This is a genomic window from Synechococcus sp. F70.1, from assembly GCF_047502745.1.
Taxonomy (GTDB): domain Bacteria; phylum Cyanobacteriota; class Cyanobacteriia; order Thermostichales; family Thermostichaceae; genus Thermostichus.
This window is the reverse complement of record NZ_JANSJL010000038.1, coordinates 1-18,718: the sequence shown is the minus strand read 5'-3', so window position 1 is coordinate 18,718 and position 18,718 is coordinate 1. Positions and strand designations below refer to the sequence as shown.

General features: G+C 60.8%; 20 protein-coding genes. 9 read left to right on the top strand and 11 right to left on the bottom strand.

Annotated features, from left to right (window positions below; all coding sequences use genetic code 11):
• Nucleotides 1-117 precede the first annotated feature (117 nt).
• A complete protein-coding gene (gene cysK, locus NW860_RS03050) occupies nucleotides 118-1,095 on the top strand; it encodes a cysteine synthase A (protein WP_414394080.1) in 978 nt (325 codons plus the stop codon).
• On the opposite strand, the gene ileS is transcribed toward cysK, so the two are convergent.
• Together ileS and NW860_RS03040 are read right to left on the bottom strand one after the other, a co-directional pair.
• A complete protein-coding gene (gene ileS / locus NW860_RS03045; RefSeq protein ID WP_414512358.1) occupies nucleotides 1,096-3,861 on the bottom strand; it encodes an isoleucine--tRNA ligase in 2,766 nt (921 codons plus the stop codon).
• Nucleotides 3,862-4,062: 201 nt separating this feature from the next.
• Entirely contained in the window at nucleotides 4,063-4,905 is an 843-nt protein-coding gene (locus NW860_RS03040; RefSeq protein WP_414512317.1) for a hypothetical protein, read from the bottom strand.
• A 137-nt stretch (nucleotides 4,906-5,042) separates the two neighbouring features.
• Between NW860_RS03040 and NW860_RS03035 the strand changes: the two genes are divergently transcribed.
• Together NW860_RS03035 and NW860_RS03030 are read left to right on the top strand one after the other, a co-directional pair.
• Nucleotides 5,043-5,417 carry a rhodanese-like domain-containing protein gene (locus NW860_RS03035; RefSeq protein WP_414411350.1) on the top strand — a complete coding sequence of 125 codons (375 nt, stop codon included), beginning with the start codon at nucleotides 5,043-5,045 and terminating at the stop codon, nucleotides 5,415-5,417.
• 66 nt (nucleotides 5,418-5,483) lie between these two features.
• Nucleotides 5,484-7,310 carry an aminopeptidase P family protein gene (locus NW860_RS03030; RefSeq protein WP_414512315.1) on the top strand — a complete coding sequence of 609 codons (1,827 nt, stop codon included), beginning with the start codon at nucleotides 5,484-5,486 and terminating at the stop codon, nucleotides 7,308-7,310.
• Nucleotides 7,311-7,398: 88 nt separating this feature from the next.
• Here NW860_RS03030 and NW860_RS03025 read toward each other — a convergent pair whose 3' ends face one another.
• Together NW860_RS03025 and NW860_RS03020 are read right to left on the bottom strand one after the other, a co-directional pair.
• The gene (locus NW860_RS03025; RefSeq protein ID WP_414512313.1) at nucleotides 7,399-7,956 is read right to left on the bottom strand and encodes a Crp/Fnr family transcriptional regulator; all 558 of its coding nucleotides are present in this window, start codon (nucleotides 7,954-7,956) and stop codon (nucleotides 7,399-7,401) included.
• Complete coding sequence (locus NW860_RS03020; protein WP_414512311.1) at nucleotides 7,953-8,126, bottom strand: hypothetical protein; 174 nt, start codon at nucleotides 8,124-8,126, stop codon at nucleotides 7,953-7,955. The genes NW860_RS03025 and NW860_RS03020 overlap by 4 nt, the downstream gene beginning before the upstream one ends.
• A 169-nt stretch (nucleotides 8,127-8,295) precedes the next feature.
• On the opposite strand from NW860_RS03020, the gene NW860_RS03015 reads away from it, so the two are divergent.
• From NW860_RS03015 to NW860_RS02990, 6 genes are all read left to right on the top strand, one after another.
• Nucleotides 8,296-8,958 carry a sigma-70 family RNA polymerase sigma factor gene (locus tag NW860_RS03015; RefSeq protein WP_414394390.1) on the top strand — a complete coding sequence of 221 codons (663 nt, stop codon included), beginning with the start codon at nucleotides 8,296-8,298 and terminating at the stop codon, nucleotides 8,956-8,958.
• Nucleotides 8,955-9,533 (top strand): anti-sigma factor family protein, encoded by a 579-nt coding sequence (locus NW860_RS03010; RefSeq protein WP_414512309.1) that lies wholly within the window; start codon nucleotides 8,955-8,957, stop codon nucleotides 9,531-9,533. Before NW860_RS03015 ends, NW860_RS03010 begins: the two co-directional genes overlap by 4 nt.
• A gap of 39 nt (nucleotides 9,534-9,572) precedes the next feature.
• Nucleotides 9,573-10,124, top strand: coding sequence for a hypothetical protein (locus NW860_RS03005; protein ID WP_414512307.1), 552 nt, complete (start codon nucleotides 9,573-9,575; stop codon nucleotides 10,122-10,124).
• 51 nt (nucleotides 10,125-10,175) lie between these two features.
• Entirely contained in the window at nucleotides 10,176-10,490 is a 315-nt protein-coding gene (locus NW860_RS03000) for a DUF3181 family protein (RefSeq protein ID WP_414410600.1), read from the top strand.
• Complete coding sequence (locus tag NW860_RS02995; protein WP_414512305.1) at nucleotides 10,478-11,545, top strand: S-layer homology domain-containing protein; 1,068 nt, start codon at nucleotides 10,478-10,480, stop codon at nucleotides 11,543-11,545. Before NW860_RS03000 ends, NW860_RS02995 begins: the two co-directional genes overlap by 13 nt.
• A 77-nt stretch (nucleotides 11,546-11,622) precedes the next feature.
• Nucleotides 11,623-12,192: a photosystem I assembly protein Ycf4 gene (locus NW860_RS02990; protein WP_414512303.1), complete on the top strand. Its 570-nt coding sequence runs from the start codon at nucleotides 11,623-11,625 to the stop codon at nucleotides 12,190-12,192.
• A gap of 83 nt (nucleotides 12,193-12,275) precedes the next feature.
• Here NW860_RS02990 and NW860_RS02985 read toward each other — a convergent pair whose 3' ends face one another.
• The 7 genes from NW860_RS02985 to NW860_RS02955 all read right to left on the bottom strand — a co-directional run.
• A complete protein-coding gene (locus NW860_RS02985) occupies nucleotides 12,276-13,841 on the bottom strand; it encodes an NAD(P)H-quinone oxidoreductase subunit N (protein WP_414394098.1) in 1,566 nt (521 codons plus the stop codon).
• A 119-nt stretch (nucleotides 13,842-13,960) separates the two neighbouring features.
• On the bottom strand, nucleotides 13,961-15,262 hold the full coding sequence (gene gvpJ / locus NW860_RS02980; RefSeq protein WP_414512301.1) for a gas vesicle protein GvpJ: 1,302 nt from the start codon (nucleotides 15,260-15,262) through the stop codon (nucleotides 13,961-13,963).
• A gap of 240 nt (nucleotides 15,263-15,502) precedes the next feature.
• A complete protein-coding gene (locus tag NW860_RS02975; protein WP_414404956.1) occupies nucleotides 15,503-15,577 on the bottom strand; it encodes a hypothetical protein in 75 nt (24 codons plus the stop codon).
• Nucleotides 15,578-15,823: 246 nt separating this feature from the next.
• A complete protein-coding gene (locus tag NW860_RS02970) occupies nucleotides 15,824-16,300 on the bottom strand; it encodes a phosphate-starvation-inducible PsiE family protein (RefSeq protein WP_414394394.1) in 477 nt (158 codons plus the stop codon).
• 48 nt (nucleotides 16,301-16,348) lie between these two features.
• Nucleotides 16,349-16,534: a DUF2256 domain-containing protein gene (locus tag NW860_RS02965; RefSeq protein WP_414512299.1), complete on the bottom strand. Its 186-nt coding sequence runs from the start codon at nucleotides 16,532-16,534 to the stop codon at nucleotides 16,349-16,351.
• A 27-nt stretch (nucleotides 16,535-16,561) separates the two neighbouring features.
• Entirely contained in the window at nucleotides 16,562-18,199 is a 1,638-nt protein-coding gene (locus tag NW860_RS02960) for a CTP synthase (protein ID WP_414512297.1), read from the bottom strand.
• Nucleotides 18,200-18,249: 50 nt separating this feature from the next.
• Nucleotides 18,250-18,718 (bottom strand): hypothetical protein (locus tag NW860_RS02955; RefSeq protein ID WP_414512295.1); only part of this gene is annotated, 469 nt, incomplete at its 5' end.

The following is an 18,718-nucleotide window of genomic DNA, read 5'->3' as shown; positions in this document are numbered from 1 at the left end:
CTCTAGATCATGGCTTTCCCAGAGGGCTTGGCTGGAGTCTTTTCAAAACTTCGCTGGATGTCTCCCGCTGCAGGGTTAGCATCGGACAAAGGCCCCGCTTTTCGAGGTTGCCTGCCCATGAGGATTGCCGACAACATCACCCAACTCATCGGTCGCACGCCGTTGGTGCGGCTCAACCGGATCCCGCAGGCGGAGGGATGCCTGGCGGAGATTGTGGTTAAACTGGAGAGCTTCAACCCGGCAGCCTCGGTAAAAGACCGCATTGCCGTCAGCATGATCGAGGCAGCTGAGCAAGCTGGCCTAATTGCCCCCGGCAAGACCATTTTGGTGGAACCCACCTCCGGCAACACGGGCATTGGCTTAGCTATGGCGGCAGCGGCCAAGGGCTACCGGCTCATCATTGTCATGCCTGAGAGCATGAGCCTGGAGCGGCGGCTGCTGTTGAAGGCCTACGGGGCAGAGGTGCATCTAGCCAGCAGCGCCGGTGGCATGGGAGAGGCCATTTGGAAGGCGGAAGAGATCGTGCGCCGCACCCCCAATGCCTACATGCTGGGCCAATTCACCAATCCGGCCAACCCCCAAATCCACGCCCGCACCACCGGCCCCGAGATCTGGGAGGACACCGATGGCCAGGTGGACATCCTGGTAGCGGGGGTGGGCACTGGCGGCACCATTACCGGGGCGGGCGAGTTTCTCAAGAGTAAGAAACCTTCCATTCGGCTAGTGGCCGTCGAGCCCAAGGCAAGCGCGGTTCTAAGCGGGGGACGGCCCGGCTTTCACCGCATCGAGGGCATCGGGGCAGGGTTTGTGCCGGAGGTGTTGCGGCGGGATCTCCTGGATGAGGTGATTGCCGTAGACGACGAAGAAAGCATGGTCTACAGCCGCCGCCTGGCCAGAGAAGAAGGGATCCTCTCCGGCATTTCCACTGGGGCAGCCCTGGCTGCCGCTATCCAGGTGGGGCGGCGACCGGAAAACGCCGGCAAGCTGATTGTGATGATCCAGCCCAGCTTTGGCGAGCGCTACCTCAGTACGCCTCTCTTCCGCGACCTGGAGCGAGAGTCGGACTCGCGGCTGCCGCAGTCTTTGGTTAGGTAGTCAAAACTCGCCAGCTAGGGCCGCTACGCAGCGCTCACACAGCTCTGGATGTTCGGCAAATTCCCCCACCCGAGGAGAGTAGTTCCAGCAGCGCACGCACTTTTTGCCCTCTGCCCGCTGAACGACAACCTGCAGCTCCGCCGCCTCAGTCTCTGCCTTGATGAGCTCCACCTGGGAAGTGATAAACAGGTAGCGCAGCTCGGCGGCCCGCTCTTCCAGAAGAGCGTACAGGTGGGGATCCGCCACCTTGAGGATGAGCTTGGCTTCGGTGGAAGCGCCGATGAGCTTGTCGGTGCGCGCTTGTTCCAGCGCCTTGTTCACCTCCTGCCGCACTGCCCGCAGCTTTTCCCAAGTGGCAGCTAGCTGGGGATCCCGCCACTGCTCCGGCAGTCGCATCCAGCCCCCTTCAAACACCGAACGGGTGGGCTTGGGGTAGGGCAGGTAACTCCAGATCTCTTCTGCGAGGTGGGAAAGCACTGGGGCGATGGCCTTGGCCAAGTTCTCCAGCACCAGGGACAGCACCGTCTGACATTGCCGCCGCCGCAGGCTGCGGGCGTGACTGATGTAGAGGCGATCCTTGCCAATGTCCAAGTAGAAGTTGGAGAGATCCACCACGCAGAAGTTCTGAACCGCTTGGAAAAAGCGGTAGAACTGATAGCTGTCAAAAGCTTCGGTGATCTCCTCTCCCACCTCCTTTAGGCGGTGCAGGAGGTAGCGATCCAACTCGGTCAACGCTTCAAAGGGAACGGCATCCTGGGCCGGGTTAAAGTCATAGAGGTTGCCTAGCAGAAAGCGGGCTGTGTTGCGGATCTTGCGGTACACATCTGCCATCTGCCCCAGAATGGTCTTGCCCAGGGGCACGTCGCCGGAGTAGTCCACGCTGGAAACCCACAGTCGCAGCACATCGGCCCCGTAGGCGGGATCCGTCTGAGGGTCGCTGCCGCCGTTGATGAGCACCAGGGGATCGATGACGTTGCCCAAGGACTTGCTCATCTTCTGGCCCTTTTCGTCCAGCACAAAGCCGTGGGTGAGCACCGCCTTGTAGGGGGCACAGCCATTGACGGCCACTGAGGTCAGCAAGCTGGACTGGAACCAACCTCGGTGCTGATCCGAACCCTCCAGGTAGAGATCCACGGGGTAGCCCAGCCCGCGCGCCTGGGCCACCGCCGCCCAGGAAGAGCCGGAGTCAAACCAAACATCCATGGTGTCCGTGCCCTTGCGGTAGGTGCGGCCATTGCGGCGGTACTGCTCCGGCAGCAATTCTTCTACTGGGCGCTTCCACCAGGCGTCAGATCCCTCTTGGGCAAAGATGGCCTTGATGTGGTCAATGGTTTCGGCAGTCAGCAGAGCCTCGCCAGTCTCCTCGTCATAGAAGACAGGGATGGGCACCCCCCAGGCCCGCTGGCGGGAGATGCACCAGTCGGAGCGCTCCTTGACCATGGCGGTGATGCGGTTTTCCCCTTCCGGCGGGATCCACTTCACGGTTTTGATGGCCTGCAGGGCCAGCTCCCGGAAGCCGGCTACGGACGCAAACCACTGCTCGGTGGCCCGGAAGATGGTGGGTTCTTTGGTGCGCCAGTCGTAGGGGTATTTGTGGCTGTAGGGCTCCTCCTTGAGCAGGGCACCGGCAGCCTGCAAAGCCTTAATCACGGCCAGGTTGCCGCTAGTCTCCGGTTCTTTGGAGAGGACATCTAGCCCGGCAAACTGGGGGCCGGCTTCTGCGGTAAACTTCCCCTGCTCGTCCACGGGGCTGAGGATGGGCAGGCCGTACTTTTGGCCAGTCTTGAAGTCTTCTTCCCCATGCCCCGGCGCCGTGTGGACAATGCCGGTGCCGGACTCGGTGGTCACATAGTCTCCCAAAACACAGAGGCTAGTGCGGTCAAAGAGGGGGTGGCGTCCCTGGCAGTATTCCAAAGCGGATCCCGGCAGGGTGGCCTTGACCTCTAAGGGAGTCTCCAGGACTTTTTCCAGCCGCTGCCGCAAAGCGGCGGCAATGAGCAGCAGGCCAAAGCGGGGAGACTCCACCACCGCATAGGTAAGCTTGGGGTTAAAGCAGAGAGCCAGGTTGGCCGGGATCGTCCAGGGGGTAGTCGTCCAGATGGCCACCCGCAGGCCTGGCAGGAAGGGCTCTAAAACCGGCCGCGCCGCCGGGCTGAGGCTTTGCAAGGGAAAAGCCACGTAGATGCTGGGGGAGATGTGGTTGTCGGGGTATTCCAGCTCCGCTTCTGCCAGGGCCGTCTGGGAGCTGGGGCTCCAGTGGACGGGCTTGAGGCCGCGGTAGATGTAGCCTTTGAGAACCATCTGGCCAAACACCTCGATCTGGGCCGCCTCGTACTCCGGCGATAGGGTCAGGTAGGGCCGATCCCAATCTCCCCATACCCCCAGCCGCTGAAAACTGGCCCGCTGCACGTCGACGTAGTGCAGGGCGTACTCTCTGGCCTTTTGCCGCAGTTGCAGGGGGGTGAGGCTCTGCCGCTCCTGGGGGGAGAGGCTTTGCAGCACTTTCAGCTCGATGGGCAGGCCGTGGCAGTCCCAGCCAGGTACATAGCGCACCTTGCGCCCTCGCAGGAGGTGGTACTTGTTGACGATGTCCTTGAGGATCTTGTTGAGGGTAGTGCCCATGTGGATGTCGCCATTGGCATAGGGTGGCCCATCGTGCAGGACAAAGGGATCCCCCGGATTGGTTTCCGACAGACGCTGGTAGATCTGTTCTTCCTGCCAAAAAGCCTGGATGGCGGGCTCTCTCTTAGCGGCCTCCGCCCGCATGGGAAACTGAGTCTGCGGCAGGTTGAGGGTACTCTTGTAGTCCACGGCAACTTGAGCAGGCTAAAGGGCGTTTTTCTATCCTACGCCGTTGCCTGGTTCTCAGTCGTGTTCTAGGCTTCCTCTCCCTGGCCTGAGGGAAAGGGATCCAGACGGCCACCTCGGCTTTCTGCCAGGAGTCTGGCTTGCTTGGGGTTCCTTTCTTTAGGGTTGAACGGTAAGGCGCCGGCTCTCGACAACCAGGCCGCTTTGGTTAACCAGCATCACCGAGATCCACTCAGCACCCGCTTCTGGGGGGGCATCCGCCTGCAGGAAGATCCCGCCCGCCTGCAGAGGTTCGAGGGCAAACGAAGTGACATCCAGGTAGCTTGCTCCGGCAACGGGCCGCTCCGCCACAGCGCCCAACAGCAAAGATTGGGTGAGGGGCTCGGCCACAATGGCCTGCAGCGAGTAGGTGGATCCCGGCTTGACCACCTCCGGCAGCTTGAAAGTAACGGTGGGGGGTGCTGAGCCGGAGGTGAGCGTGCTCGACTCCCGCAGCACTTCTTGCTCTACCAGCAGCAGTTGTCCTGGATTGGCGGCATCCGGGCGGTAGCGGTTGCGCACCAGGACGGAAGCCTTTACCTGAAACTCCCCCCGCCCCGAAGCCTGGGATCCCTGCACTTGGCTAGCAATCTCAGCTACAATCTCAGGGCCTATCTGCCGCCAGGAGACAATTTGGGCGGAGTAGGTCAGCTCAGGATGCGCGTCCCACAGCTTGCGAATGGCCTCTTCCACCCCCTGCCGATCCAACCCGTCGCGGTGGCGGAAGTCGGGGCTGTAGCCGGCCATCACCTTCGGCAAGTCCCGTCGGTTAGCCGCGGCTATTTGCTCGTTCAGCCACTCGACCAGAGCCGCTGGCGCAGGGGCAGAAACCTGCCTTTGCAGCCCGCTTTCTAGGCGCAGCGGGGGAGTCTGGGCCAGCACTTTGCCTGCAAGCAGGATCCCCCAGCTCAAACTCAAGGCAAGGGGCCAGAGCAGTTGGGAAAAGGCGGATCGAGAGCTCAAACTGTGGGCCTCCGGCGGGCAGGTCTGCGCTTAGTTTAGCCTGTCCGGGTAGGGATCCGGCCCAACTTGGCCAAGCGGCAGATCCACACCCCTAAAGCCCGGTTTATTCTGGAGATTGGGTTCATCGGCGAGGTTCCATGGCGTCTCCTCACTCTCCTGCTTTCTTGGCTTTGGTCAACGAGGCCAAAAGCCGCATCCAAGAGCTGACCGTCGAGCAAGTCAGGCAGAAACAACGGCAAGGAGATTCCTTCTACCTAGTCGACGTGCGGGAAGAATCGGAGTGGCAGGCAGGTCGCATTGCTGGCGCCATTCACTTGAGCAAAGGCATTATTGAGCGGGACATCGAGAAGGTGATCCCAGACAAAGAAGCAGAAATTGTCCTCTATTGCGGTGGTGGGTTTCGTTCAGCCCTGGCAGCCGATAACTTGCAGAAGATGGGCTACCGCCGCGTGTTTTCGATGGACGGCGGCATCCGCGCCTGGCGAGAGGCTGGCTTTCCCGAAGAGTGCTAGAAATTCTTGCTCAGCTTTCCCAAGGAGAAAGGGGACGTCTGTAACATGGTCTCTAGGGCCGATAGCGTGGACTCTTCCGTTGCCTCTGCCATGCCTCAAACCTTGCCCCGCCCGGAGATTGCCGCCCGTCTGCAGCAGCTGCGCCAGCTTTTGCAAGAACAGAATTTGGATGGGTTTTGGGTGCCCTCCGCCGATGAGCACCTCAACGAGTACCTGCTGGAGTATCGCAAGCGGCGGCAGTGGATTACGGGCTTTACCGGCTCGGTGGGCGATGCTTTGATCAGCCGGGACAGGGCTTGGCTGTGGGTGGATCCCCGCTACCACGAGCAGGCGGAGCGGGAGGTGGATCCCAACCTGTTTACGGTGATCAAAGGCGGTCTGCCGGATCAGCCCAGCCTGATGGAGATTGTAGAGGAGTTGGGATCTGGCTTTCGCCTGGGGGTGGATCCCTTTACGGTGTCCGTAGCCACCTACCGCCAGTTACAAGCCCACGCCCAAGCCGGGGGAGTGCTGCTGGTGCCGGTTCGCGAAAACCCGCTGGACAAGCTGGCCAAGGAATCTAGCCAACCTCTTTTGAAACAACCCATCTATCCTGTCCCTGCCCAGCTCTGCGGGGCCACCCCCAGCGACAAACTGGCCCAGGTGCGCCAGGAGATGCGACGCAAGCGGGTAGGCCTGTTGCCCTTAACCAAGTTGGACCAGGTAGCCTGGCTATTGAACCTGCGTGGCTCTGACATCCCCTACAACCCGGTGTTCCGCGCCTACGCGCTGGTTGCCCTGGAGAGGGTTGCCCTCTTCACAGATCTGGAGCGCCTTACTCCCTCGGCTCGGCAAGTGCTGGCCGAAGCGGAGGTAGAGCTCTGGCCCTACGAGGCTTACCCGGAACACCTGCCCCAGTGGGCCGAGCGCTACAGGCCGGTGGGAGTGGATCCCAAGCAGACCACTCAGGGCACGCAAGAGCTGCTGCACGGGATCCCCTGTCGCGAGCTGGATCACCCTGTGGATGTCCTCAAGGCGGTCAAAAACCCCACCGAGCTGGAGCAGATGCGGCTAGCCAACCGCAAAGCCAGCCGGGCCAAGATCCGCACGCTCGCCTGGATCGACCGGCAGATCCAAGCAGGGATCCCCATCAGCGAAGCCGATGTGGCAGCCACCCTGGAGGCCCACTACCGCGAGGAAGGGGATTGGGTGGGCCTGAGCTTTAACACCATCGCTGGGGCCGGGGCCAATAGCTCTATCGTTCACTACGGCACCCCGGATCCTCAGAAGCTGCTGCAGCCAGGCGAGTTGTTTTTGTTGGACTCGGGATCCCACTACCTGGGGGGCACTACCGACGCTACCCGCACCCTCTGGATTGGCTCGCAACCCGCGGATCCCTTGTGCAAGCGGCGCTACACCGAGGTGCTCAAAGCCCACATTCACTGCGCCCGCCAGATCTTCCCCCCCGATACCTACGGCCTCTCTTTGGATGGCATTGCCCGCTCCAGCCTCTGGCAGGCAGGGCTAGACTATGGCCACGGCACTGGCCACGGCGTCGGCGCTTTTTTGAACGTCCACGAGGGGCCCAATGGGATCCACCGCCGCGCCAGCACCCCCTTCAAGGTAGGCATGATCACCAGCATCGAGCCAGGTTACTACCAGCCAGGCTGGGGCGGGATTCGCCTGGAGAACCTCTACGAGGTGGTTGCCCTCCCCGAGCCAGAGGGCTGGATGGGCTTTCGCTCTCTGACGTGGATCCCTTTTGACAGGCGTTTGATCGATTGGGATCTCCTAGACGCGGCACAGCGGGCTTGGCTGGATGAGTATCACCGCCAGGTTTACGCCCTGCACCAGGCCAGTCTCTCAGAAGAGGATGCCTCTTGGCTAGAGTGGGCCTGCGGTCTTGCCAGCTAGCCGTTATGCCACGGGTCTTGCCGCTAGCGCAAGCTCTCGCAAACCACAGCTTGCAAGGAGCAAGTTTCCTGGATGCAGCCCCAGCTAACTAGAGCAGGCGGGCTGCTTTTACGAGTTTGGGGTACTGGATTAGGAGCAGAGACTGTTGGTCTGGCAGGGGCTGAATGATCCCCTGCTGCTGCAAGCGGTTCAGCACTGCCGCCACTGTTTCCTGGTTAACCTGGCTGAGGTCGGCCAAATCCTGGAGGGGCGGGTAGATGATGCGCACTCCCTGCTCAGTCTTCTCGCCAAAGGCTTCCGCCAGTTGCACCAGCGCATGCACCACCCGCACAGAAGGGCTCTGTTGCTCCAGGTCGGCCTGCAAATTCGCTAGGCGCAGACGGCGGGAGAGGCTGCGAGCCAGTTGGTAGCACAGGCGCGGCTCCTGCAGCATCAGCATCTTGAAAGTTGCCGCTGGGATCCCGGCAGCCCGCACCGAGGTTAAGGCCAGCACATCCCGCGAGCGGGGCGCTTCGTCCAACACCGCCATTTCCCCTACCCAGGCGCCGGGCCCGAGTAGAGCTAGGGTTTGGGCGCTGTCCCAGGTTCCTTCGGCGGTGTGGATCCGCAGAGCTCGCCGCACCTTGACCCAGCCAGATAGGATCAAATCAAATAAACAACGCTGCCCCAGGCATCCTGCATCAAGAGCGCCTGCCCTGCTGGGATGTCCCGCAGCTTTACCTGGGATCCCAGCCACTGCAAAGACGTGGCCGAAAGTTCCGCCAGCGTCGGCACTGCCTTGAGCTCAGAAAGAACAGCAGCGGCGTCGGAAGTCATGCCAGATCGGGCGTCTACTCTACCGCAAGCTCACTGTAGCCCAGTTGCCAGCCCAAGAGCTATCCTGCAAGGGTACTCTCGCCAAAGATAGGAAGGGAACCCGGTTGTCCTGAATTCGTCTCTCAAGTAGAGGTTCCGGTTGGGAGGGGATCTCTTTCTGGGGATGCTTATGGATGCTGCCCTCAGCAACATCAGCGGCCAGTGCTGGTCAGCCTCACTGAGGAAGGAGCCTGTGCTGCCAGAAAAGCTTGCCGATCGGGAGCTGGTACTGCTGTGTCAGCAGGGATCCCGGCCCCACCGCGAGGCCTTTGCCGAGCTCATACGCCGCTATCAGGCCTACGTAGATAAGGTTCTCTACCATCTTGCGCCCAACTGGCCGGATCGCCAGGACTTGGCCCAGGAAGTTTGGATCCGGGCCTACCGCAACCTCAAACATCTGCAGGAGCCAGCAAAGTTTCGCAGTTGGCTGGGGCGGATTGCCACCAACCTGGTTTACGACGAGCTGCGCAAGCGCAGGCGCCAGCAGCAACCCCTCTCTTTGGATGCCTCGATTTCCACGCAAGAGAGTGAGATGGAATGGGAGCTGCCCAGCAGTAGCCCAAGCCCCCACGACCACCTCGCCACCTGCGAGTTTTACGAGCGATTGCACCAAGCCGTCCACGACCTGCCTGAGGCCTTTCGCCAAGCCATCCTGCTGCGAGAAATTCAGGGGATGGCCTATGAGGAAATTGCGGAGATTACGGGGGTATCTCTGGGTACTGTTAAATCCCGCATTGCCCGGGCCCGCGCCCGCTTGCAGTCCATCCTGAAGCCCTACCTCAATGGCGAATGACCATGTTTTGCCCCAACCTCAACCCTGACCGCGAGGATGCCGCCTCCCCTCCCCCCGCGGAGCTGCCGCCAGTGGAGGAGCGCTTTGAGCAGCTAAGCGCCTACCTGGATGGAGAACTGTCCCCCCAGGAGGCGCGACAAGTGGAGGACTGGCTAGCCAGCGATCCCCAGGCGCAGCAGCTGTACAGCCAACTGTCGGCTTTACAGGCCGGTTTGGCTAACCTCAAAGCGCCAACCCTGGATCCCGTTCAGACGGAGCTGCTGATTAGCCGTGTGTTCGAGAAGCTGGATCGAAGGCCAGAGGTTGCTCTGGGCTGGCGGCGGTGCAGCGGCTTTCCTTGGCGACAAGTGGCAGCAGCCGTGGTAGCCCTGGCGGGAGCGGGCTGGGCGGGCTGGCGCTGGCTGCACCCTCAGCCGTTGGTGTCTCTGGAGGATCCGCCAGTGCGGGTGGCAATTGTGCCCGCCTCTGCTTGGGTTGCCCAACGCTATCTATTTGAGCCAGGACAGAAGCAAGACGCCTACTCAATTTTATTCGAGTCGCTGCCCAACTCCCCAACCGACTTGAGCTGGGAGTGAGCTAATTGGCTTGAGCTAGCTTGAAGTGAGGAACACAGGGTGAGAACAGCGGTTTGCCAAGCTTGGGGGCTAGCAGTTTGTCTTTGGCTGGGCAGTCTGGGATCCTGGCCAGCCCAGGCAAACCCCAGCGCCTTGAAGTCCGCTTCCCAGCCCACTCCGCCGCCGGCCAGCTCTCAGGCTCCTGCTCGAAAAAACCAGCCGCCCTCTGGTGAGATAGAGCTTTCCCCTTTCCCCAACTTCCCCCTTCTCAAAGAGGTAGAAGCGCCTCCACCACCCTCGACTAAGCTGGGCATCGATTGGGCTCAGCTGCCCCTCCTTCCCGATCCCGAGCTGGCGGCAGAAATGGATAGGGAGTTTAGCCGCCGCCTAGCCCGCTTGAACCAGCAGATTGCCAGCCAACAAGACCGCCTCTACCGCCTTTTGCAAACCTGGGACGCCGACGTAGAGGACATTCGCCAGACCCAGGCCCAACTCAGCCAGTTGCGCCTCGAACGGGATCGCTTGGCTCTGGAGCACCTGTTGCTGCTGCGGCAGTTGCAAGAGAACTTCGCCCTGCCTCTACCGCGCCGCTCTGCCGCCAGCTCTCCCTAAAGGAGGGCCAGGCTATGATCAACGCAGGGCAACCAGTAACGAAGCTGATCCATGGCCCAAGTGCCGAGCAACCCCGAGATCGAGCAATTGGCCGCTGCCATTGGCAAGGAAGTTTACATCGATGTAGCCCGGTGGCACCTCTACCTGCGGGATGCCCACCTGCATACCGTTTTGGCGGAGCGGCTGGCCCCTCAGGTGATGGCAGGCAAGGTGGATGAGAATGCCGTCACGGAGATCCTGCAAGGGATCCCGGTAAAGGTGGGGGGCGGGCGCAAAGAGCTGCCTCTGGTGGATCTGCTGCCCATGCAAAGCCTGCTGAACCTGCTGGATGTGCTGGAGGAGTTCAGTCGCAAATGGGCGCAGTAGAGGGAGAGAAAGCATTGCACCAGCAACACCACTCCAAGCGGCCTAAGCAATCGCTGTCCCCGGCTATCACCTGGCTCTTGCTGCTGGGACTGCTGTCAGCTTGTCAGGGAACGGAGTGGGGAGAACGACTGGAACGGGCGGTGCGACCGGTGGATCTGTCTGTTCCTCCCTCTGCAGAGCAGCCGGCGACGCCAAGGCCTCTCTCAGAATTCCCCTCACCCTCCACCTCTCCCCCTGTTGCCTTGACACCTCTGCCAAGCCAAGTCAGCAGCCGCTTCACGGATCTGGAGCCCGGATCCCTAGTGGCCCAGTCGGTCTATTACCTGGATCGGCTGGGGATCTTTGCCGATATTGCTGGCAGCGAATTTCAGCCGCAGCGCAGCGTGCGTCGAGGAGAGTTTGCCCGCTGGCTGGTGCTAGCCAACAACGCCATTCACGCTGACGAGCCCAGCCGCCAAATCCGCATAGGATCTCCCTCGGAGCGCCCTCTTTTTTTGGATGTACCGGAGGAGGATCCCAACTTTCGCTACATCCAGGCCCTGGGAGCTGCCGGCATCGCTACTGGGGATGCCAATCGCGAGTTTCGCCCCAATAGCCTGCTGTCGCGAGCCGAGTTAATTCGCATGAAGGTGCCTTTGGATTTGCCGCCCGGCCAGATCAAGGGATCTCGGGCAGAGCTGGAGGGGCGCTGGGGCTTTACCGATGCGGCGCAGATCCCCGACGAGGCTGTTGCTCCCCTAGTGGCAGATCGCAGCCTAGAGAATGCCTCCACCGTGTTGCGCACCTTCGGCCCCATCCGCACCTTTAACCCCCTCCAGCCAGTTAGCCGTGGGGAAGTGGCAATTGCCCTGTCTGCCTTTGGAGAGCGGACGGCTCAAGAGGCCGTAGCCCAGCTCTCGGCTCTCCCAAGTCCAACTCCTGCCGTCGAATCCTCTCCCCTGCCAGCCGAGCCGGAACCGACCTCCTCCCCCACTTCCGAACCCTCCCCTGCTGAACCTCCGGCAGTTACCCCAGGGGTAGGGAAAATCGTTACGCCCCGCGAGTCTCAACCCTGAAGTAGCGGGATCCCAGCAAGAGGTCGAGCCGCCCAATAGAATGGGAGAAGCCAGCTTTGGAAAAAGGGATTCCGGCGGTGTCTGCAACTGTTCCCGAAATTCGCTCTGAAGACCTGCTGCGCTACACCGTCATTGGGTCGCGGCGGCCCAGCGTTTACTTTTGGGCAGTGGTTCTGACGGCAGGGGGTCTGGGCTTTACCCTGGCTGGTCTTTCCAGCTATTTCCACCGCAATTTGCTTCCCTTTTCCGACCCCGCCAGCCTGGTGTTCATTCCCCAGGGCATTGCCATGCTCTTCTACGGCGTGCTCGGCTTCCTGGCAGGGTCGTACCAATGGCTGAGCCTGTACTGGAACTTGGGGGGCGGCTACAACGAGTTCAACCGCCGTACCCAAAAGATAACGCTGGTGCGGCAGGGCTTTCCAGGCAAAAACCGCGAAGTTCGTCTGGAGTATGACTTTGCCGAGGTACAAAGCCTGCGGGTGGAGCTGCGAGAAGGCCTCAACCCCCGCCGAGCTATCTACTTGCGAGTGAAAGGACGCGGTGACATCCCCCTCACCGGCGTTGGGCAGCCGCCTTCTTTGGCCGAGATTGAAAACCAAGCCGCCGAAATTGCCCGCTTTCTTAATGTCAGCCTAGAGGGTATTTGAGGTTCGACTCAGTTGCAGACGGTGGCGGGGCAAGGCTGAAACGCTTAATTCCCCCTCCTACAGGGAGAGGGGTGGGGGCATTTTTAGGAATTGCGGCCCGAGTAGCTAGGCAAAGCTGCAGGGCTGGCTGCCTCGGGAGCAAAAGCCTGGGCTGTCGGGAACCCCAAAAACGGGCTACGCTCCACTGCCTGAACAGAGAGGGTAAACAGGGGATTGGAGAGGATGCCAGCAAAGATGGTGGCCACGAGGGTCAACACCATGCCCACTCGCAGAGCCGGCATGCCCTCTGCCTGCCAGTCGGTCTCGGCGTAGTTTTGCACCGAAAGCGACATCTCCTGCGGCTCTTTCACCACCATGGTTTTCACCACTCGCACGTAGTAGTAGATGGAGATGACGCTAGTAACCAGGCCCACCAGCACCAGGGTGTATTCTCCTGCCTGCCAGCCAGCCCAGAAGAGATAGAGCTTGCCGAAAAAGCCGGCCAGTGGCGGCAGCCCGCCCAGAGAGAGAAGACAAATGCTAAGGCAAAGGGTGAGGAAAGGATCCTTCTGGTAAAGGCCACTGTACTCGTTGATTTCGTCAGTGCCGGTCTTGAGGCTAAACAGGGTGACGCACAGAAAGGCGCCCAGGTTCATGGCTAGATAAACCATCAGGTAAAAAATCAAGCTGGCGTAGCCCGCTTCCGTGCCTGCCACCAAACCAATCAAAACAAAGCCCGCCTGCCCAATAGAGGAATAGGCCAGCAGGCGCTTGAGGCGGGTTTGGGCAATGGCCACCACATTGCCCAGCACCATGGTCAAGATAGCCAGCACTGAGAGCACCGCCCGCCACTCTTCCGTCATGGCTGGGAAGACGGTAGCCAGAAAGCGAATGGCCAGGGCAAAGCCTGCCGCTTTGGATCCCACCGACAAAAAGGCCACCACCGGCGTCGGGGATCCCTCGTAGACGTCGGGAGTCCACTGGTGGAAGGGCACCGCCGCCAGCTTAAAGCCAATGCCCCCAAGGCAGAACACCAAGGCCAGGATCCCTGCTAGGCCAGCATTGGCCAGGTGGGGCGCGATGGCCGACAGTTGGGTTTGCCCCCCCGACAGGCCATAGAGCAGCGACATGCCGTAGAGGAAGATGGCCGTGCTGCTAGCGCCGGTCAGCAGGTACTTCAGGGCAGCCTCAGAGGAGCGCGGATCTCGCTTCGTGTAGCCAGCCATGAGGTAGCTGGCAATGCTCAGCGTTTCCAGCGAGACAAACACCATGATTAAATCCATCGCTCCCGCAAGGAACATTCCCCCCAAGGTGGCCGTGAGGAGCAGCACATAGAACTCGCCCGTGGGCGTGCCTGCCTGGCTGAGGTAGCGTTCCGCCATCATCACCGTCAGCGCTGCTGTCACCACCACCAGGCCACGGAAGAGAATGCTCACGGGATCCGCGGCAAAGCTGCCCAAGAAGCTCTCCAACTGGGGCTGCTGCCACTGCAGCACCAGGGGCACCAGGGCTCCCATCAACCCCAAGAGGGAAAGAGTTGGCAAACTTCTGCGCGCCGCCGACCCGCCCACCAGATCCACTGCCAGGACGAGCAACAGCGTGAGGGTGACCACCACCTCCGGCCAAATCGCGCCGGCATGCAGGTTTCCGGTTGGGGCGAAAACATCCATAGGAGAAAACTGTGAAGAGAGATTAATGGGATCCAAAGCCAGCATACCGCGATTTCCGGCCTTCCCATCTTGCTTCTGGCATCTCTTCTCCCAATCGTCTCCATCGACACTCCCTGGGTCTAAGAAAGCTTGGCGCTGGAGGTAAGCACCAATTGCAGGCGGGCGTGGATAAGACTCAAGTCCGCCAAGCCCAGGTCGAGCTCGCCGTCGACGACGATTCCGGTGTTGATCAGCCGATCCAAGAGTTCCAAGAGGGATCCCTCGCCGTCGGGCTGGCCGGGGTAGTAGTCTCCCTGGCGGGGCAGAAGCGTGCCCAGATCCCCTAAATCTAGATTGAGATCTGCCGGGTCAATCTCCAGCAGGGCGCAGAGTTGCCGAATTTGCTGCCGCAGGGCTTGCAGGCTGCTGCCGGCCCGCTCGATCTGCTCCGGCGAAAGGCGATTGGCCTCCATCTGCCGCACCACCTGAGCTTCCATCAACTGGCGCAGCAGCTCCACCAAGGTCAGCAGCAGGGAGGCAAGGCCAGCTTCCGGGCGTTTCCGGTCAGGGCTAGCTTGAACCCGACTCAAGTCTTGCGGGCCGGCTGGGCTGATGGCAAGACCAGAGGAAGGAGGAGGCGGGATCAACCACTGCTCAAAAGGCTGGGAGAGCTGTTCCAGGCTAAGGAGATGCAGGCGGGGATCCCGGGCGGCCTCTTCTCGCTCCTCCGGCAGGTTGTAGCCCCAGCCAGCCAAAAACAAGAGCACCGGCTCTAGCTCCGGTACGCTTTGCACCTGGCGCAGCGTCTGCAAGCGATCCTCGACAAACCAGAGTTCCTCGGGCGCTACCTGAGCTGCAGTTAGCAGCCGCTGGAGGGTGGCGGCCTTGGGAGCGCGCACCTCCTTGCCCAGGATGCGGTGGCGCGGCAGTTGGATCCCTTCGCGGAGCAAAAGCTGCTGGATAAAGCGCCCCTCTTTGGTACTGAGAATGGCTAGGCGCGGCTCGCCGGCAGCCTGTACTTGGCGCATCCAGGCTGTCACCCCCGGATAGAAGCGGTGCAGCTCCAGCCACCCCTGCCGATCCTCTGCAAGCCAGCGATCTCGCACCTCATCCAGCGCTTGGGCCAAAGCCCGCTCGGAAACCCCCGCCTGCTGCAACAACCGCTGTCGCCAGCCGGGCCAGTCTTGGCGCAAAGCGTCTTCCGGGATCCCTTGCTGCAGCCCCCAGAGCAACAGGGGCATCTCCCAACCCGTCTCGATTAGCGGGCGCAACTGGTCAAAGACTGGCTGCAACGGCTGCAATTGCGCAGGAGCCAGGCCCCACACCTGGGCACAGACACGACAGGAGGAGGCAAAGTACTCTGCCCGCCCATCGCAGAGCACGCCATCAAAATCCAGAACCAAAATGCGGGGGGACATTCGCCGGGGGCTAGCGAACTCCATACGGGATCCCCCTCAAGGCAAGTTGCAAAAACCCAGCTAAGGATCAATCAAACTGTTCCACGAGATTAGCTCAAGCTAATGGGATTCCGAATCTCCACCGGGTTTAGCGGGCAATCCTGCGGGCCAGTTGGCCAAAGATGGTGGAGTTGGGAGGTAGGGAATAGTCACTGACTGCCCTTGGCGTTAGAGCCGGCATTGGCCATCGCCAAGATCGCCCGGGGGTAGGGACGTTGCAACGGCTCATTGGGAAAGCGGTAGCCTCCTACCCCGCTTTGTGCCTGTGGGATCCCCGCCTTGGGCCATGAAGCCCCGAATCCCGCGCTGGAAGATGAAGCCATCGTAGAAGTGAGCGTTGGCCCAAAAAGACGAAGCTGACAGTAAGGGAAGCTTCTTGCGGGAAAAGCTCCAGAACTATCGTGCCGGCAGTGGCTCCCCTCATAGCCGTGTAGGATTTGGCCAAGCAGCCCTGGCGCGGGCTGTTGTAGGTCTTTTGCCCAACTATTGGGCTGGAAGCAAAAATGTGGGAGAACCAACCCTGGGAGAGCCCTCGTCGATCCAAGCTTAGTCTTGACCGGACTTGGATGGGGGCTTAGCGCGTCGCACCAGCCAGTAACTTACCGACAGAGCCAGAGTTGCTGCCCCCAGGCCAATCAAATCCAACCCCCCCAGCTTCTCGAAATCAAAAATGATGATCTTGCGCGCCACCGCAATCAAAGAGGTAACAATGACCAGCTCCACTTGCACAACCTGCTTTTGCAGGTAAGCAGTAATGTTCTCCAAAATCTCCAGGGCAATCAAGATATTCAAAAAGAGGCCGAAGATCTCAATCAAAGTGGTGGAGAAAAACCCGGTTGGCTCCCGTAGCAGATCAGCCACCAAGAAGCGGGCCAAATCGACAACTGCTACTATAACTAGCCCAATCAGGAGGATTGAAAGCAGCTTCGAGATCAAGCTTTCTATGCGGGTAATACCTCTAAGGAAGGGATCCTCCTCCTCCGTCTCATGAGGATTGTGCAACAGCCACTTGAGAAACCGCATGTCGATGCCACCGGGTTTGAGACCCATGTCCCAGCCTCAACGACTACATTATCCATCCCGAGTGTCTCCAGGGGGAGAAGAGTGGGAGCCTTTAGGGCGATGGTTGCGGCACCGATCTGAACAATACTTCACCTCTGGCCAACACTTGGCCCACTTCTTACGCCAAGTAAAAGGCCGGCCGCAGGTGAGGCAGATTTTGCTAGGCAGATCCGACTTTTTCCGGTGGCGGGGCATAGCGTGCTGGAGACAACAACCCTTGGATCAACTTGTACTTTGCAACTGCAGCAGCGGTTGAAGCTGGGAACGGCGGCGCAGAGCAGCCTCAATCAGGCCCAAAAAGAGGGGATGCGGGCGGTTGGGGCGGGAGCGAAACTCGGGATGGAATTGGGTGGCGATGAAAAAGGGGTGGCTGGGCAGCTCGATGATCTCCACTAGACGGTTGTCGGGCGAAACACCGCTAATCACGTAGCCAGACTCGAGGAACAGGCTGCGGTAGGCGTTGTTGAACTCGTAGCGATGGCGGTGGCGCTCATAGACAATTGTCTCACCATAGAGCTTGGCTGCCAGGGTGTCGGGCAGAATGCGGCAGGGGTAGAGGCCCAGGCGCAGGGTTCCCCCCAGGTGCTCCACATCTTTCTGCTCCGGCAGCAAGCTGATGACGGGATGAGGAGTGTCGGGATCGAACTCATAGCTGTTGGCCCGCTCCAGGCCGGCAATATGGCATCCCCAGTCGATCACCGCACACTGCATGCCCAAACACAGCCCCAGAAAGGGAATGCCCCGCTCCCGCACGTGGCGGATGGTGACCACCTTGCCCTCGATGCCGCGGTTGCCAAACCCCCCTGGCACCACTACGCCATCTACCCCCGCTAGCAGAGTTTCTGGTCCCCGCTCCTCGACTTCCTCAGAAGAGATCCAGCGCAAGGTAATGCCGGCATTGAGGGCCAGCCCGGCATGGCGCAGGGCTTCCGCCACCGAGAGGTAGGCGTCTGTCAGGCGCACGTATTTGCCGACAATGGCGATCTCCACCTGCTCTTGCGGGTGGTGCAGCCGCTGTACCAGGAGCTCCCACTCGCGCAGATCCGGCTGCTGTGGATCCAGGTTGAGAATCTCCAAAACTCGCTGGGCCAGGCCCTCCTGCTCCAGGATCAGGGGCACGTCGTAGATGCTGGGAGCATCCTGCGCCTGGATGACACATTCCACCGGCACGTCGCAGAACTCGGAGATCTTCTCCTTGATGGCGCGCGGCAGGGGTTGTTCACAGCGGCACACCAGCACGTCCGGCTGAATGCCAATCGAGCGCAGCTCCTTGACCGAGTGCTGGGTAGGCTTAGTTTTCATCTCTCCCGATGCCTTGATTAGAGGCACCAGGGTGACATGCACATAGGCCACGTTGGCGCGGCCCACGTCCTTGCGGAACTGGCGGATGGCTTCCAAGAAGGGCAAAGACTCGATATCCCCCACCGTGCCCCCCACTTCTACCAGCACCACGTCGGGGTTGGTCTCGCGGGCCACCCGCCGAATCCGCTCCTTGATCTCTTGGGTTACATGGGGGATCACCTGCACCGTGCTGCCCTGGTAGTCGCCCCGCCGCTCCTTGGAGATCACCGCCTGGTAGATGGCGCCGGTGGTGACGTTGTTGAGCTTAGACATGTTGGTGTCGGTGAAGCGCTCGTAGTGGCCCAAGTCCAAGTCGGTCTCGGCGCCATCGTCGGTAACAAACACCTCCCCATGCTGGTAGGGGCTCATCGTGCCGGGATCCACGTTGATGTAGGGATCCAGCTTCAAAATCGACACGGTGTAGTTGCGGGACTTGAGCAGACGGCCCAGGCTAGCCGCTACAATGCCTTTGCCAATGCTGGAGACGACTCCGCCAGTGATGAAGACAAACTTGGCCATAGCCCCGACCCTTGCCCTTTCTTGATTATGCCAGGGATCCCAGGGCTTCCTCAGCGCCGGGAGCGAATGGGGCCATTGTAGAGGATGGTGGTTTGAAAGGTGCGCCGATCCACCCGCACCTGGGTTTCAATGCTGGGTTGGACAAAGCCGGGCTCGCCGCCGCGGAAGGTAAAGACCCAGGCGTCTTCAAACTCTTCAAACGGCGCGTCGATGGCCGCCCCGTGCATGGAAGCCTCGGCGCGGTAGCGCTGCAAGCCCCCGTTGGCAATCTCGGCCGCTTGGCGGGCCAGGTTCTTGGCTCGGTTGAGATCGCGGAAGTATCGACTAATTTCCTCAAAGCTCCCCCTGGGCAGCGGTCGTCGCGGGGCAGGTGTGGGCGGCACAGGCCGGGGATCCGGCACGATGGGCAAGGTGGGAATATCTTGGCTGGGGGGCAGTGGAGTTTCTGGGAAAAGCGGGGTGACCCCCTGCGCCTGAACGGGCAGCAAGGATCCCCAGAACAAAATGCCGCCCAGGGAG